Annotated in this window: 16 protein-coding genes; 9 read left to right on the top strand and 7 right to left on the bottom strand. The window is 72.0% G+C overall.

Annotated elements, in window-relative coordinates; genetic code table 11:
• Window positions 1-25 precede the first annotated feature (25 nt).
• From QSK39_RS19845 to QSK39_RS19825, 5 genes are all read left to right on the top strand, one after another.
• Entirely contained in the window at window positions 26-1,450 is a 1,425-nt protein-coding gene (locus QSK39_RS19845; protein ID WP_285479242.1) for a sensor histidine kinase, read from the top strand.
• A 76-nt stretch (window positions 1,451-1,526) separates the two neighbouring features.
• On the top strand, window positions 1,527-1,946 hold the full coding sequence (locus QSK39_RS19840; RefSeq protein WP_285479241.1) for a roadblock/LC7 domain-containing protein: 420 nt from the start codon (window positions 1,527-1,529) through the stop codon (window positions 1,944-1,946).
• Window positions 1,943-2,302, top strand: coding sequence for a DUF742 domain-containing protein (locus QSK39_RS19835; RefSeq protein WP_285479240.1), 360 nt, complete (start codon window positions 1,943-1,945; stop codon window positions 2,300-2,302). The genes QSK39_RS19840 and QSK39_RS19835 overlap by 4 nt, the downstream gene beginning before the upstream one ends.
• Entirely contained in the window at window positions 2,283-2,891 is a 609-nt protein-coding gene (locus tag QSK39_RS19830; RefSeq protein ID WP_285479239.1) for a GTP-binding protein, read from the top strand. Before QSK39_RS19835 ends, QSK39_RS19830 begins: the two co-directional genes overlap by 20 nt.
• Window positions 2,888-4,147, top strand: a complete 1,260-nt coding sequence (locus tag QSK39_RS19825; protein WP_285479238.1) for a cytochrome P450 — start codon at window positions 2,888-2,890, stop codon at window positions 4,145-4,147. The genes QSK39_RS19830 and QSK39_RS19825 overlap by 4 nt, the downstream gene beginning before the upstream one ends.
• Window positions 4,148-4,192: 45 nt before the next feature.
• On the opposite strand, the gene QSK39_RS19820 is transcribed toward QSK39_RS19825, so the two are convergent.
• From QSK39_RS19820 to QSK39_RS19810, 3 genes are all read right to left on the bottom strand, one after another.
• On the bottom strand, window positions 4,193-5,407 hold the full coding sequence (locus tag QSK39_RS19820; protein WP_285479237.1) for a cytochrome P450: 1,215 nt from the start codon (window positions 5,405-5,407) through the stop codon (window positions 4,193-4,195).
• A gap of 64 nt (window positions 5,408-5,471) precedes the next feature.
• Entirely contained in the window at window positions 5,472-5,900 is a 429-nt protein-coding gene (locus QSK39_RS19815) for a GlcG/HbpS family heme-binding protein (RefSeq protein ID WP_285479236.1), read from the bottom strand.
• On the bottom strand, window positions 5,897-6,640 hold the full coding sequence (locus QSK39_RS19810) for an SDR family oxidoreductase (protein ID WP_285479235.1): 744 nt from the start codon (window positions 6,638-6,640) through the stop codon (window positions 5,897-5,899). The genes QSK39_RS19815 and QSK39_RS19810 overlap by 4 nt, the downstream gene beginning before the upstream one ends.
• Window positions 6,641-6,728: 88 nt before the next feature.
• On the opposite strand from QSK39_RS19810, the gene QSK39_RS19805 reads away from it, so the two are divergent.
• Complete coding sequence (locus tag QSK39_RS19805) at window positions 6,729-7,118, top strand: winged helix-turn-helix transcriptional regulator (RefSeq protein ID WP_285479234.1); 390 nt, start codon at window positions 6,729-6,731, stop codon at window positions 7,116-7,118.
• Between the two features lie 4 nt (window positions 7,119-7,122).
• Here the strand turns inward: QSK39_RS19805 and QSK39_RS19800 are convergent, their stop codons facing one another.
• Window positions 7,123-7,671: a CGNR zinc finger domain-containing protein gene (locus QSK39_RS19800; protein WP_285479233.1), complete on the bottom strand. Its 549-nt coding sequence runs from the start codon at window positions 7,669-7,671 to the stop codon at window positions 7,123-7,125.
• 146 nt (window positions 7,672-7,817) lie between these two features.
• Between QSK39_RS19800 and QSK39_RS19795 the strand changes: the two genes are divergently transcribed.
• The 3 genes from QSK39_RS19795 (at window position 7,818) to QSK39_RS19785 (ending at window position 10,281) form a co-directional block, all read left to right on the top strand.
• Window positions 7,818-8,501: an AzlC family ABC transporter permease gene (locus tag QSK39_RS19795; RefSeq protein ID WP_285479232.1), complete on the top strand. Its 684-nt coding sequence runs from the start codon at window positions 7,818-7,820 to the stop codon at window positions 8,499-8,501.
• Window positions 8,498-8,818: an AzlD domain-containing protein gene (locus tag QSK39_RS19790; RefSeq protein ID WP_285479231.1), complete on the top strand. Its 321-nt coding sequence runs from the start codon at window positions 8,498-8,500 to the stop codon at window positions 8,816-8,818. Before QSK39_RS19795 ends, QSK39_RS19790 begins: the two co-directional genes overlap by 4 nt.
• A gap of 539 nt (window positions 8,819-9,357) precedes the next feature.
• Window positions 9,358-10,281 (top strand): LysR family transcriptional regulator, encoded by a 924-nt coding sequence (locus QSK39_RS19785; protein WP_285479230.1) that lies wholly within the window; start codon window positions 9,358-9,360, stop codon window positions 10,279-10,281.
• 37 nt (window positions 10,282-10,318) lie between these two features.
• Here QSK39_RS19785 and QSK39_RS19780 read toward each other — a convergent pair whose 3' ends face one another.
• The 3 genes from QSK39_RS19780 to QSK39_RS19770 are packed head-to-tail and all read right to left on the bottom strand — an operon-like array spanning window position 10,319 to window position 13,373.
• Window positions 10,319-10,879: a flavin reductase family protein gene (locus tag QSK39_RS19780; RefSeq protein WP_285479229.1), complete on the bottom strand. Its 561-nt coding sequence runs from the start codon at window positions 10,877-10,879 to the stop codon at window positions 10,319-10,321.
• Complete coding sequence (locus QSK39_RS19775) at window positions 10,876-12,399, bottom strand: AMP-binding protein (protein ID WP_285479933.1); 1,524 nt, start codon at window positions 12,397-12,399, stop codon at window positions 10,876-10,878. Before QSK39_RS19775 ends, QSK39_RS19780 begins: the two co-directional genes overlap by 4 nt.
• A gap of 5 nt (window positions 12,400-12,404) precedes the next feature.
• The gene (locus QSK39_RS19770) at window positions 12,405-13,373 is read right to left on the bottom strand and encodes a hypothetical protein (RefSeq protein ID WP_285479228.1); all 969 of its coding nucleotides are present in this window, start codon (window positions 13,371-13,373) and stop codon (window positions 12,405-12,407) included.
• Between the last annotated feature and the right edge of the window lie 4 nt (window positions 13,374-13,377).

Genomic DNA, 13,377 nt, shown 5'->3' with positions numbered 1-13,377 from the left:
AATCGGACTCGAGGAAGTGGAGCGGATGTCGGAACGACCGCCCGCACAGCGCCGGGAAGAACGCGAGTCAGCCGGCCGGGCTGTAATCGGGGTGCTCGGCACCGCTGTCGTCGTCGGCGCGATCTGGACCGGGGTCTCCCTGTCGATTTCCGGTGGTCAGGGGATTCTCGTCGCCGTGGCCGGTGCGGTCACCGGGATCGCCGCCTGTGTCGCCGTGTTCTTCGCGCTGCGCCGCGGTGACCAGGTCGCGCACGCGAACGCGCGGACCGAAGCCGCACTCGACGAGGCCCGGCGGGCCCGTGAATCCGTCCAGTTCGGCGGCGATGAACTGGCCCGGCTGCTCGACGAGACCGTCCCCGAAGCGGTGCGGCGCCTGCGCGGTGGCGCGCCCGCGGACAGCGTCCTCGCCGAAGTCCCGCGCCCCGCCGATGACCAGCACCAGCGCGTCCTGCGGCTGCTGGTCGACGAGATCGCCGTCGGTGAACGCCGCCGGGCCGCCGCCACCGCGGCCTGCGCGAACGCCGCGGGCCGGCTGCAGGCGCTGGCGACCAGCACGCTCGGGGACCTGCGGGAAATGGAAAACCGGTCGTCCGACGCGATGCTCGGGGATCTCCTGAAAGTGGACCACAGCACGGCGCAGGCGGGCCGGCTGGCCGACAGCATCGCGGTGCTCACCGGCGCGCGGTCGGGCCGTCGGTGGACGAAACCGATCCGGATGGAAAGCATCCTGCGCGGGGCGCTCGGCCGGATCGGCGCTTATCAGCGGGTCCGGGTGCATTCCGCGAGCGGGGTCGCGGTCGTCGGCTACGCCGCGGAAGACGTCATGCACGCACTCGCCGAACTGATGGACAATGCCACCAAATTCTCCGCGCCGTCCGAAGAAGTGCACGTTTATGTCGAAGATCTGCACAATGGGGCAGTCATCACCATCGAGGACGGCGGCCTCGGGATGAAGGCGCAGGCCCTCGTCCGCGCCGAGCGCGCGGTGTCCCTCGACCAGCCGCTCGATCTGACGTCCATGTCGGGGACGCGGCTGGGGCTCGCGGTCGTCGGCAGCCTGGCGCGCAAGCACCAGCTGCACGTGTTCTTCCGGCCCTCTTCGCGCGGCGGGATCGGCGTGGTCATGCGCATCCCGACGCAGCTGATCACACAGCCCCGGCCCGAAGCCCTGCCGGAGGCGGACGAGCCGGCCGCCACCGTCGTGTGGCCCGGGCCCGACACGAGCCACGAGATCGCCGGCGACCTGACCGAACCGTCCGAACTGCCGAAGCGCTCGCGCGGGCAGACGCTGACCGCCGCGTCGCGCCGGCCGCCGTCGCCCACGCCGAGCCCCGCCCGGGCCGAGCGTGACTCCGGGTCCCGGTTCGGGGCCTTCCAGCAGCGCCGCAGCGGTGGTGCCACGCCGTCGCGCCACGCCGCTTCCCCGCCGGACACCGGCGAAGACGCGTGACCCGTCGCTCTGCCCCGTTCACCCGCACACCGCCAGATAGGAGCAAGGGGATCCGCCACGCCGGGCCCCGGATTCGATGACTGATTCGGACAAGAGCCTCGAATGGCTCCTCGAGAACCTCGTCGGCAACACCGCCGGCGCCTGTCACGCCCTCGTGCTGTCCCGGGACGGCCTGAAGCTCTGCCACACCCAAGGGCTCACCGTCGACCGCGCCGACCAGCTGGCCGCGATCGCCGCCGGCGTCCAGGCGCTGGCGCACGGCGCGTCGGTCGAGTTCGGCGACGGCACCGGCGGCGTGCGGAACTCGATGACCGAGTTCCACGGCGGGATCCTCTTCATCGTGGAAGCCGGGGTCGGCTCGCACCTGGCCGTGATCGCCACGGAGGACGCCGACGTCGGCCTGATCGGGCACAACATGGACGAGCTGGTGGAGCAGATCGGCTCGGTCTTCACCGCCCCGCCGCGCTTCGCGGCGGCCGACAACCCGGCTTCGTGACGCGCTCGGCGCTCGACGGGGAAGACCCGGACCGGCTCTACACGGTCACGGGCGGGCGCAGCAGCGCGGACGACATCGACCTCGATCTGGTCACCTTGATCGTCAGGGAGTCGGAACCGTCCGCGGGCATGCAGTCCGAGCACGTCCGGATTCTCGGGATCACCGCGAAGCCGACGTCCGTCGTGGAGCTGTCGGCCGAGCTGGCGCTCCCGGTGAGTGTGACCAAGATCCTGCTCGCGGACCTGCTGGCCACGGGCAAGGTGTCCGCCCGACATCCGTCGTCGGCCCAGACCGCCGGACGGACCTCCGACTCGGAATTCCTCAAGAAGGTGCTCGTTGGACTCCGCAATCTCTGAAACAGCCGAACGGCTCCCGCTCGCCGACACCGCGTCCGACGGACTGAAGATCGTCATCGTCGGCGGCTTCGGCGTCGGGAAGACGACCATGGTCCGGTCGGTCAGCGAGATCCGGCCGCTGAGCACCGAAGAGACGATGACCCAGGCCGGGATCGGCGTCGACCACACCCGCGGGGTGCAGGCCAAGACGACGACCACGGTGGCGTTCGACTTCGGCCGGATCAGCCTCGACGACCAGCTGATCCTCTACCTGTTCGGCGCCCCCGGGCAGGAACGCTTCTGGTTCCTCTGGGACAGCCTCTTCGCCGGCACCCTCGGCGCCGTCGTCCTGGTGGACGCCCGGCGGCTGGCCGACTCGTGGTACGCGATCGACCGGCTCGAACACCACGGGACGCCGTTCATCGTGGCACGCAACAACTTCGGCCCCCCGAAGCACAGCCTCGACGACGTCCGCGCCGCGCTCGACCTGTCCGACGAGGTGCCGCTCGTCGACTGCGACGCCCGCGACCGGGACTCGTCCAAGCAGGTGCTGATCTCGCTCGTCGACCACCTCTACACCCTGTCCAAAGTCCGGGAGGGCGCATCGTGACCGGTTTCCAGACCAGCACCCCGGCGGAGACGATCCCCGCCGCGGACCGCGTCCGGTTGTACGGACCCGAGTTCCAGAAGGACCCGGCCGCGCTGTACGCCCGGATCCGGCGGCAGTACGGCGGGGTCGTCCCGGTCCTGCTCGACGGCGACATCCCCGCGTGGCTGCTGACCGGCTACCGCGAGATCCACCAGGTGTGCCAGGACTCCCAGCTGTTCGCCCGCGACAGCCGCCGGTGGAACCAGTGGGACAACGTGCCCGGCGACTGGCCGCTGCTGCCCTACGTCATGCACAACCCGTCGGTGATGTTCACCGAGGCCGCCGAACACCGGCGCCGGGCGGGCGCGATCGGCGACGCGCTGTCGGCGGTCGACCAGTTCGACCTCAGCGCGCACTGCGAGCGCATCGCCGACCGGCTGATCGACGCCTTCGCGGGCACCGGCGAAGCCGACCTGATCGCCCAGTTCGCCCAGCAGGCGCCGCTGCTCGCGCTCGCGAAGATGTACGGCATGCCCGACTCGGAGGCGCCCGCGCTGGTGCGGGACGTCGCCCTGTCGCTGGACGTCGGCCCCGAAGCGCTGCCCGCGTACGGGCGGGTGCAGGAGGCGATGGCGCGGCTGGTCGCGGTGAAGCACGAGCGGCCGGGCGCGGACGTGCCGACGGCGATGATGCAGGACGCGGCGAACCTGACCGACGACGAGGTCGTCCAGGACCTGCTGGTGGTGACGGCCGCGGCGCAGCAGCCGACGGCGAACTGGATCGGCAACACCATCCGGCTGATGCTGACCGACAGCCGGTTCGCGATGACGCTCTCGGGTGGCCGGGGCAGCGTCGGCCAGGCCCTCAACGAGGTGCTGTGGCACGACACGCCCACGCAGAACTTCATCGGGCGCTTCGCGAGCCGCGACACCGTGCTCAGCGGGGTCCGCGTGCGGCAGGGGGATCTGGTGGTGCTCGGGCTGGCGGCCGGGAACGCCGACCCGCACGCCCGGCCCGACGCGGCGGCGGGCGCGCTGGGCAACCACGCGCACATGTCGTTCGGCCACGGCGAGCACGGTTGTCCTTATCCCGCACCGGAAGTGGCCGAGGTGATCGCCCGCACGACCGTCGAAGTCCTGCTGGACCGGCTCCCGGACCTCGAGCTCGCGGTCCCGGCCGGGGAACTGGTGTGGCGGCCGTCGGTGTGGATGCGGGGGCTGGAGAGCCTGCCGGTGCACTTCACCCCGGTCCACGTGGCCGCACCGGCGGCGTGGTGACCGTTGTCCGAGCCCCGGCCGCGTGGCCGGCCGGGGCAACTCGGCCTACGCCGGGGTGAACGTCACCCGCAGTGACTCCGGTCCCCGGGTGAACACGCCTCGTTCGGCCGGGGCCGCGCCCTCGGCGAGCCGCAGGTCCGGCATCGCGTCGAGCAGCTGGTTGACGCCGACCTCGATCTCGGTCTTCGCCAGGAGCGCGCCGACGCAAAAGTGGCGGCCCAGCGCGAAGGACAGGTGACTGGCCGCCGCCGAGAACGCGGTCTCGGTCGGGAGGTCCGTGCGGAAGATGTCGAACGCACCGGGGTTCGCGAACCGGCGGGGGTCGCGGTTGGCCGCGCCGATCAGGCAGGTCACCGTGCTGCCGGCGGGGATCTTCTCGCCGCCGATCTCGATGTCCTCCGCCGGCTGCCGCATGATCATGTGCACCGGTGGCGTGTGCCGCAGGGTTTCGGCGAACGCCTTCGGCACCAGCGTGCGGTCGGCGCGCACGGCGTCGAGCTGGTCGGGGTGCGCCAGCAGGTTCCGGAACAGGCTGGCGATCGCCTTGTCGGTGGTCTCGCCACCGGCGGCCAGCAGCAGGCTGCAGAAGGCTTTGATGTCCTCGTCGCTCATGCTGGTGCCGTCCACCTCGGCGGCGCAGAGCGCCGAAAGGAGGTCGTCGCCGGGGTTTTCGCGGCGGTCCCGGATGATCGGGATCATGTAGGCGGCGAGTTCGTCGTGGGTCCGGAGCCCGGCCGCGGCGACGTCCTCGTCCTGGCTGAGGTTGCCGAGGAAGGCGATGATCGCGCTGTACCAGCGCTGGAACCGGGCGTGGTCGTTCTGGTCCAGGCCCAGCATGTCGACGATGACGTTGATCGGGAAGTGGCGGGCGTAGTCGGTGACGATGTCGGCCGAGCCGCGGCCGCGGAAGACGTCGATGAGCTGCGCGGAGTTCCGTTCGATCACCGGGCGGAACTTCTGCTCCAGCTCGTTGCCCCGGAAGGCGGGCGCCACCAGCGCGCGGCGGACCGCGTGTTCGCGGCCGCTCATCTGCAGGATCGTCCGGCCGTGCACGGGTTCCAGCTGCCAGCCGTAGTTGTCGGTGGTGAATGCGCTCTCCTTGAATGCGCGAGACACGTCGTCGTAGCGCGAAATGACGTAGCTCTGCATTCCTTCGTGCCAGATCACCGGCGAATGGCTGAGCATGACGTCGTACGCGGAATACGGATCGGCGGCGAACTCCGGTGACAGAATGTCCGGCGCGTGCCCTGCTGAAGTCACGAGACTCCTTTGTTCGGCGGTCGAGCCGCCAGGCTATCCGGAATGCTTGTCACTGCGAAAGAGTTCACCGGCCGCCCGCGAATGAGCCGACCACCGCCGCGACGGCGGTCTCGACGACGGCGAGGTCCTGGTCCCCGGTACCGCCGCTCGCCCCGATCCCGCCGGTGACGGACCCGTTCTCGACGATCGGCACCCCGCCCTTGCCGAGCATCACCCGCCCGCCGGTCGCCACACTGATCGACGCCGTGAACTGGACCCGCCCGTCGAACACCGCGGCGACCTCGGCCGACGGGCGCGCGAAGGCCGCGGCGGTGTGGGCCTTGCCGATCGCGACCTCCGTCAGCGGGAACGGGGTGCCGTCCGCGCGGGCGAACGCCACGAGCGCACCGCCGCTGTCGACCACGGCGATCGCCATCGGCACGCCCAATCCGGCCGCTTCCGCGCGGGCTGCTTGCACCAGCGCGAGAGCGGTTTCGACGGTCACTGCGGTCATGACGCGCTCCTCGTCAGGCCGCCGTCGACGTAGGTGGTCGTGCCCGTCAGGTACGAGGCCCGGGGAGAGGCGAGGAACGCGGCGACGTCGGCGAACTCCCGGACGGTTCCCCAGCGCCGCAAGGGAATCTCCTCGGTGAGGTGCGGCGGCACCCCGTCCAGGTACACCTCGTCCCGGCGCGGTGTCGCGATGCGGCCCGGGGCCAGGGTGTTGACGGTGATCCCGTCCGGTCCCAGTTCGGTGGCGAGGGTCTTCAGGTAGCCGTTGATTCCGGGCCGGACCGCGTTGGACGCCGCCATACCGGGGGTGGGCTCCCGGACTCCGGTCGTCGTGATCGCCAGGATCCGCCCGCTCGGACTCCGGCGAAGGTGCGGGACGCCGGCCCGGACGAGCCGGACGAGCGGGAGCAGCACCGTCTCGGCGGCTTCGACCACGTGCGCGGGCGTCAGGTCGAGTGCGCTGCTCGGGGGCGGCCCGCCGCTGTTCCACAGCACGATGTCCAGCCCGCCGAACCGCTCCACGGTTTCCGCGACGACGCGCGCGGGCTCGTCCGGCAGGCTCAGGTCCGCCGGAACCGCGTGCGCCCCGATCCGCTCGGCGTGCTCGGCCAGCACGTCCGCGCGCCGGGCGGTCATGACGACGTGGGCGCCTTCGGCCGCCAGGACCTCGGCGATGCCCAAGCCCATTCCCGACGACGAGCCGCTGACCAGGGCGGTCTTGCCTTTCAGCGCCAAGTTCACCGGGATTCTCCTTCGTCCTGTTCCCTCATTCGGGCGAAGGTATCTTCGAGGTGTCGGTATCTTCAACGAAACCAGGAGGGGCCGGGCAATGGGTGCCGCTCACGACCTGCTCGCCGCCCGGTGCCCGAGCCGGGATGTGCTCAACCGGGTCGGTGCGCGCTGGGTGCCGACCGTGCTCAACGCCCTGGAACCGGGGCCGATGAGGTTCACCGAGCTCAAGAAGGTCGTCGAGGGCGTGACCGCCAAAGCGCTGACCGAGACGCTGCGCGCCTTGGAGTACGACGGGATCGTCGAGCGGGTCGAGACCCCTTCGGTGACACCGCCGAGGGTGGACTACTCGCTCACCCCGCTCGGACGCTCGTTGCTCGACGCGCTCAAGCCGGTCCGGGAATGGGCCGAGCAGCACGTCGGCGAGATCGCCGAGGCACGTCGCCGGTACGAACTGGCATCGGATGCCGCTCTCGCGCGGCACCGGTGAGGACTCAATCCGCGGTGCGGCCCGCGGCCTGGCGGGCGCGGTAGGCGCGCATCTTGTGCCGGGCGCCGCAGACCGATGTCTCGCACCAGCGGCTGACCGCGTTGGGGGAGCGGTCGTAGAAGGCCCATAAGCAGTCTTCCGCCGCGCAGGTCTTCAGGCGGCGCAGGGAACCGTCGAGGCTGGTCGTGACCACCGCCGCGAGTACCCGGGTGATCGCCGTGTCCAGGGGAGTGGTGGCGTCCCCGATGAAGTCCGCGGCCGGTGGCCCGGCCCGCAGGAGGGGACGGGTGCCGGTCCGGGCCAGTTCGCCGTTGAGCACGCTCGCCGCGCCCTCGGCGTTGCCCAGGAACTGCCGCAGTGCTTCCCGGAACCTGCGCATCCGGGTCAGGTCGGCCTCCGTCGGCCGGGCCGGGCACGGCAGTCCTTCGGACTCCGCCCACGCCACCAGGCCGGCCGGGGTGCTCAGGTCGTCCCGGTGCTCCAGCAGCTCGCGGGTGTTGACCAAGGTTTGCACCACGGCGAGCGGGGCTGGTGCTGCGGGACGGGGAACCATCCCACCATGTTACCAGCATGTTCCGCCGTTGGTTACTGCTCTGAGCTCCTTACCTGCGAATATGACGAACGATCGCCCGTTCCGGTTACCAACACTCGGCTCTGCTGGTAACATCGGCGGGGTCGACGTCCGAGGAGGTGAGCATCGTGACCGAAACCACCGCCGAACCCCGTTCGCCGGGCCGCGTCGTGCGCCCGGTGCTGCCGGTGGCCGCGGCCGACCTGGCCGACGGCATGGCGTTCGGTGCGCTCGCGGCCTCGGTCGGGATGGGTGTGCTGGCGCCGGTCGCCATGTCGCTGCTGGTGTTCTCCGGCAGCGCCCAGTACGGCGCGGTCGCCGTCATCGGCCAGCACGGCTCGGTCTGGGCCGTCATCGGCGCGGCCGCCGCGCTCAACGCCCGCTACCTGTTGATGGGCACCACGATCGCCCCGGCGCTGACCGGGTCCGCCTGGTCGCGGGCCGGGACGGCACTGCTGATCACCGACGGGTCCTGGGCGATCGCCCACCGCGGTGACGGGCGCTACGACCTGCGAACCCTGCGGGTGGCCGGCGCGCTGTGCCTGTGCGGCTGGACCGCGGGGACCGCGCTGGGGGCCATCCTCGGCGACGCCATCGGCGATCCGGGACGGCTGGGGCTCGACGCCGCCTACCCGGTGTTCTTCCTCGGCCTGCTGCGCACGCACCTGAAGACCGCGCGTGCCTGGGGCCTGGCGGTCCTCGGCGTCGTCACCGCGGGTGCGCTGGTCGCCTGGGCGCCCCCGGGGATCCCGGTGCTGGTGGCCGGAGCCGCCGGTGCCGTGGCCGGAACGGCGTTGGGGGTGCGGCGATGACTTACCAGTGGATCATCGTGCTGGCGCTCGGCGCCACCGCGCTCACGTTGCGCGTGGTGGTACCGCTGGCGGCGGGCGGGCGCGAACTGCCCACCTGGCTGCGCAACGCGCTGACCTGCGCGACCCCGGCCCTCATCGCCGGTCTGGTGGTCACGCTGCTGTGGCCCGCATCGGGTGGGGTCTCCTCGATGCGGACGCTCACCGCGCTGGCGGGGGTCGGCGTCGGCGTCGCCCTGCTGGCAGGCAAGCGGTCCATCCTGACCGCGATGATCGGCGCCGCGGTCGTGAGTGCCTTGCTGCGACTGGCTTTCGGCTGAGCCCGCGCACCCCGGAAACGTGAACGGCCGATCGAAAACTGCACAACGGAGAATCTCGGAAGCCGAACCGGACAACGGTCGCGACGCTGGTCTCTTGGAGTGAGGAAATTGTCGAACCGGCCACGATGGGTGAAAAGGAATGCGTTCTTCCTGCCCGATGGTGGCAGTTTGCCCGATCATCGCCCGGTGGTACCCGCAGCGGGTCACCGGTCGAGGCCGGTTCGCCCGAGACGGGCGTGGCCGAGAGCACGAACGAAGGGACGAGGGGTCATCTGAAGCCGTGAGAACGCCGAGGATGCCGATCGGGGGAACGTCGTCGTGAAAGGTGTCGTGCCGGCCGCGAATGGCCGGCCGCTAGGAGGTTTCGTGTTCGGGACCGGGCTCCACCATGGTGCGAGAGAATCCGACCGGAGGGCTCGTCCGCGGACCACCGCGGACACGGTCCCGCGAAAACTCACGCCGCTCAGCGAAGGGAACACTCGCCCGGGCCGGGGGATCGCCCCCCGTGCCGCTCGACCCGGCAGGCGGTGATCCGGGCCGTGGACACCGCTTCCCTCTCCACCTTCCTCAGGGTGGCCGAGCAGTCGAGCTTCACCAAGGCGGCCAGCGATCTGAGCCTGGCCCAGCCCACGGTCACCGCCCGGATCAAGAAACTCGAGCGCGACCTCGCGTGCGACCTGTTCAACCGCACCGGCGCGCTCATCCGGCTCACCACCGCCGGCCAGCGGTTCCGGCGCTACGCCCACAAGATCGTGAAGCTGAGCCGGATGGCCGAGGAGACCGTGCTCGAGGGCACCGCCCCCGGCGACGCGCTGACCGTCGGCGCCGACAGCGGGCTCACCTCCTACCGGCTGGTGCCGATCATCGAATACTTGTACCGGCGGCATCCCGAGCTGGCGCTGGAGATCCGGCCGCTGGAAGAGGACCCGTGGAGCCGCATCGGCGACTCCGACGTCGACTGCGCGTTCTTCATCGACGTCTGCGAGTCCTCGCCGAAGGCCGATTCGACCCTGCTGTGCCCGGAACCGCTCGTGGTGGTCACCGGCCCGGACGGCCCGCTCGGCCGCGAGCCGGTACCCACCTCGCGGCTGGCGCGGTACCCCTTGCTGTGCGCGCACCGGGGCAGCGGCTACCAGCGCCTGTTCGAGCGGACGCTGGGCGACGTCGGCGACACCCGGATCCGCGCGCTGACCTTCGGCTCGATCGACGCGGTGAAGCACGCGCTGGCCGCGGGGCTGGGCCTCGCGCTGCTGCCCCGGCTCAGCGTCGCCACCGAACTGGCCGAGGGCCGGCTGGTCGAGGTGCCGTGGACCGCGCCGTTCCAGGTCTTCACGCAAGTCGCCTGGCACGGCGAGATCCGCACCGACCCCCGGTTCTCGGTGCTGCTCGACGCGGCGGCCCGCGCCACCGCCGAGCAGGTCGCGGACGCGGGAACGCGCCCGGCCCAGCGGTCCGCCCGGTGAGGGTGGACCGCCGGGCCGGGCGCTGCCCGGTCTTTCCTCAGGCCCCGAGCGGGTACTGCTCTCGTCCGTAGAGCACCGTCGGGGCCGCGTTCGTGTCCCGCAGCCAGACCACCTTGCCGACGACCACGGTGTGGTCCAGCAGCGTCGCGGTGTCACCGACCTCGCAGACCAGCGCCACCCCCGCCGCGGAGAGCACGGGGATCCGGCGCTGGGGCTGCCACGGCACCCCGGCGAACCGCTCGGCCGGGCTGCCGGTGGCGAACTTGCGGGTCAGCGCCCGCTGCGACCAGGACAGCGTGTTCACGGCGAAGACCCCGTTGTCGAGGATGGCCTCGAGGGTCCGGCTGTGGCAGCCCAGCGACACCAGGACGCTCGGGGTGTCGGCCGAGAGCGACATCACCGCGTTGGCCGTGCAGCCGACGGGGGTGTCCTCGGTGACGGTGGTGAGCACGGTGACCCCGGTCGGCAGCTTCGCGATCGCCCGGCGGAACCCCTCCGCGGGCACCAGGCCCGGCGCGGGCGGGCGCGCGGCAGGGAACCGGGACGGGGGGACGGGTGCGGTTTCCATGGTCTTCCCTTCCGGGGTTTCGGTGGTCATCCGCGCTGCCCGATCGCGTCCGCGGTGAGGGCCGAGCGGTCGATCTTGCCGTTGACGTTGAGCGGCAGCGCGTCCAGCACGGTGAGCCGCCGGGGCACCATGTACCCGGGCAGCCGGCCGCCGACGGCGTCGAGCAGCCGGTCGGGGTCGAGGTGCGAACCCGTGCACACCGCTTCGAGCTCGGTGGTGCCGCCGCTGCCGGGCAGGGCGAGCACGATCGCGTCGCGCACCGGCTCCTGATCCCGCAGCACGGCCTCGATCTCGCCGAGCTCCACCCGGTAGCCCTGCACCTTCACCTGCTGGTCCGACCGTCCCAAGTGGACGAGGAAACCGTCCTGCCAGGACACCCGGTCCCCGGTGCGGTACCAGGCGTCGTCGCCGAGCTCGTCGCCCGCGGCGTGCGGCCGGGCGCTCCGGTCGCCCGGGCCGAAGTGGTAGAAGCGGCCCTCGTTGTCGGCCGGGTCGAGGTAACCGGGGAACCGCTGAGGCCCGCGCGCGCAGAGTTCCCCTTCCACGGCGGGGAGACCCTCGTCGTTGAGCACGACGTGGTTCACGGTGGGGTAGAGGCGCCCGATCGGCACCGTCCCGTTGGCCGTGGCCGGCCAGTCCGCCGGATCGGCGGGCAGCCGGAACTCGGCGCAGCTGATGGTCAGCTCGGTGGGGCCGTAGAGGTTCTCCACGACCCCGCCGGGGGCGGCACGCTGCCAGGCCGTGGCCTGGTGCGTGGTCAGCGGTTCACCGCAGAACAGGCTCCAGCGCAACGTCGGCATGCTGCCGGGCCGCAGGCTGCGCAGCCGCTGGGCGAAGGACACCATCGAGGGCACCGAGAACCAGTGGGTCAGCTCCTTCTCCGCGACGAACCGCACCGGCGCCAGCAGGTCCTCGCGGCTGGGGACGACGAGCGTCGCGCCACCGCCCCAGGCGGTGAACATGTCGAACACCGACAGGTCGAAGGTCAGGTCGAACGTCTGGGAGACGCGGCTGCCCGGCGCCATCCCGTACCGCGGCACGACGTGGCCGAGGTAGGCGCAGACGTTGCGGTGCCGGATCGGGACGCCCTTGGGCTGCCCGGTCGAGCCCGAGGTGAACAGGATGTAGGCCAGGTCCCCGGCCGGGGACTCCGGCGGGGTGCGCGTGGCGCCGTCCGCGGGTTCGGTCATGACCAGCTCCGGCACGCCGAGGCCGGCCGGCGCGGTCGTGCCCTCGGTGAGGACCAGGTCCAGGCCGGCGGCCTCGGCGATCATCCGGTTGCGCTCGCGGGGAAACGCGGGGTTGAGCGGGACGGCGGTGCTGCCGAGCCGGTGCGCGGCGAGGTAGCCCGCGTAGGTCAGCACGCTGCGCTCGGCCAGCACGCCGATCCGGGCGGGTACGGTTCCCGCCGCGGTGACGGCCTCGGCGGCGATGTGCCCGGCGAGATCCCGCAGCCCGGCGTAGGTCAGGGTGCGTGCCCCGACTTCGAGTGCGGGCGCATCGGCGTGCTTTTCGGCCGACGCGGCGAACCACTGGTACAGGGTTTCCATCGTGCTCATACCTCCGATACGGGTTCGGTGGTCGTCTTTTCGTGGACGCGCAGCAGGTCGTCGAAGGTCCGCCGCAGCAGGCCGGCGCGCGGCCGGCCCCGGGCGGCGGACTCCGCGGCGAACCGGACGACCTTGGGCAGCTCGCCCCAGCTCACCGCGGCCGCGGCGGCGGCCTCCGCGCAGATCTCGCCGTTCGCGGCGAGCACTTCGAGGCGGTAGGTGTAGTGCCTGCTCGCCGCCCACAGGTCGTCGCCGTAGCGGGCGGCGGCGGTGTCGTCCTCGGTCAGCACCGCGCTGACGCGCTCGAGCGCCTCCGGCAGGCCGCAGGTCCAGGCGCTGGGGTCGGCCGGGGGATCCTCGCCGGTCGTGCGCGCCAGCCAGCGGAACCGGTCGGCGTGCACCGGCTCCACGGCGGTGCCCAGCGCGTAGCGGTCGCGGTGGGCGATCTCCGGCGGCCACGGGCCGTGCGGGGCCAGCGCGCGCTCCACGGTGGCGTCGTCCAGCCAGCCGAGGAAGGGTTCCTGTTCGCCGAGCGGGGTCAGCGCGCGGAAGTGGTCGGCCACCAGCCACCGCCCGTCGCGCCGGCCGAGCAGCAGCAGCCAGTGCGGCGAGTGCGCGATCCCGTGCGCCGGGGACCAGGACAGGTGGAACGTGTCGGCGACGGCCAGCACCCGCCCCGAGCGGGTGAGCTCGGCCTGGAGGTCGGCGACGGCCCGCCCCCGGTCCGCCGCGCCGTGGTAGCCGAGCGCGGCGGCGCCGTCGATGCGCGAGTGCTGGGAGAACACCAGGTTCCCGGGCCCGCTGTCGAGCCGGACCGCCAGGCGCACGGCGTGTGCCATGCGCGAGCGCACCCCGGGTTCGTCGGTTTCGAGGTAGGCCACCAGGTTGGTGGTGTAGCAGCTGAGTTCCGGGACGGTGTCCGGGGCGTTGACGAGGTGCACGTCGACCTCCGTCGTCGTGGTCGGGTCCCGCACCGGG

The sequence above is a fragment of the Amycolatopsis sp. NBRC 101858 genome (assembly GCF_030269325.1).
Classification (GTDB): domain Bacteria; phylum Actinomycetota; class Actinomycetes; order Mycobacteriales; family Pseudonocardiaceae; genus Amycolatopsis; species Amycolatopsis ponsaeliensis.
The sequence above is the reverse complement of the archived record's forward strand: the minus strand, read 5'-3'. Positions and strand labels throughout refer to the sequence as shown.

Bases quoted from the DNA above. Each gene is read 5' to 3' on its own strand.
- QSK39_RS19780 (WP_285479229.1), bottom strand. From the start codon at position 10,879: ATGACCACCGAAACCCCGGAAGGGAAGACCATGGAAACCGCACCCGTC.
- QSK39_RS19775 (WP_285479933.1), bottom strand. From the start codon at position 12,399: ATGGAAACCCTGTACCAGTGGTTCGCCGCGTCGGCCGAAAAGCACGCC.
- QSK39_RS19800 (WP_285479233.1), bottom strand. From the start codon at position 7,671: ATGGTTCCCCGTCCCGCAGCACCAGCCCCGCTCGCCGTGGTGCAAACC.
- QSK39_RS19805 (WP_285479234.1), top strand. From the start codon at position 6,729: ATGGGTGCCGCTCACGACCTGCTCGCCGCCCGGTGCCCGAGCCGGGAT.
- QSK39_RS19790 (WP_285479231.1), top strand. From the start codon at position 8,498: ATGACTTACCAGTGGATCATCGTGCTGGCGCTCGGCGCCACCGCGCTC.
- QSK39_RS19845 (WP_285479242.1), top strand. From the start codon at position 26: ATGTCGGAACGACCGCCCGCACAGCGCCGGGAAGAACGCGAGTCAGCC.
- QSK39_RS19840 (WP_285479241.1), top strand. From the start codon at position 1,527: ATGACTGATTCGGACAAGAGCCTCGAATGGCTCCTCGAGAACCTCGTC.
- QSK39_RS19815 (WP_285479236.1), bottom strand. From the start codon at position 5,900: ATGACCGCAGTGACCGTCGAAACCGCTCTCGCGCTGGTGCAAGCAGCC.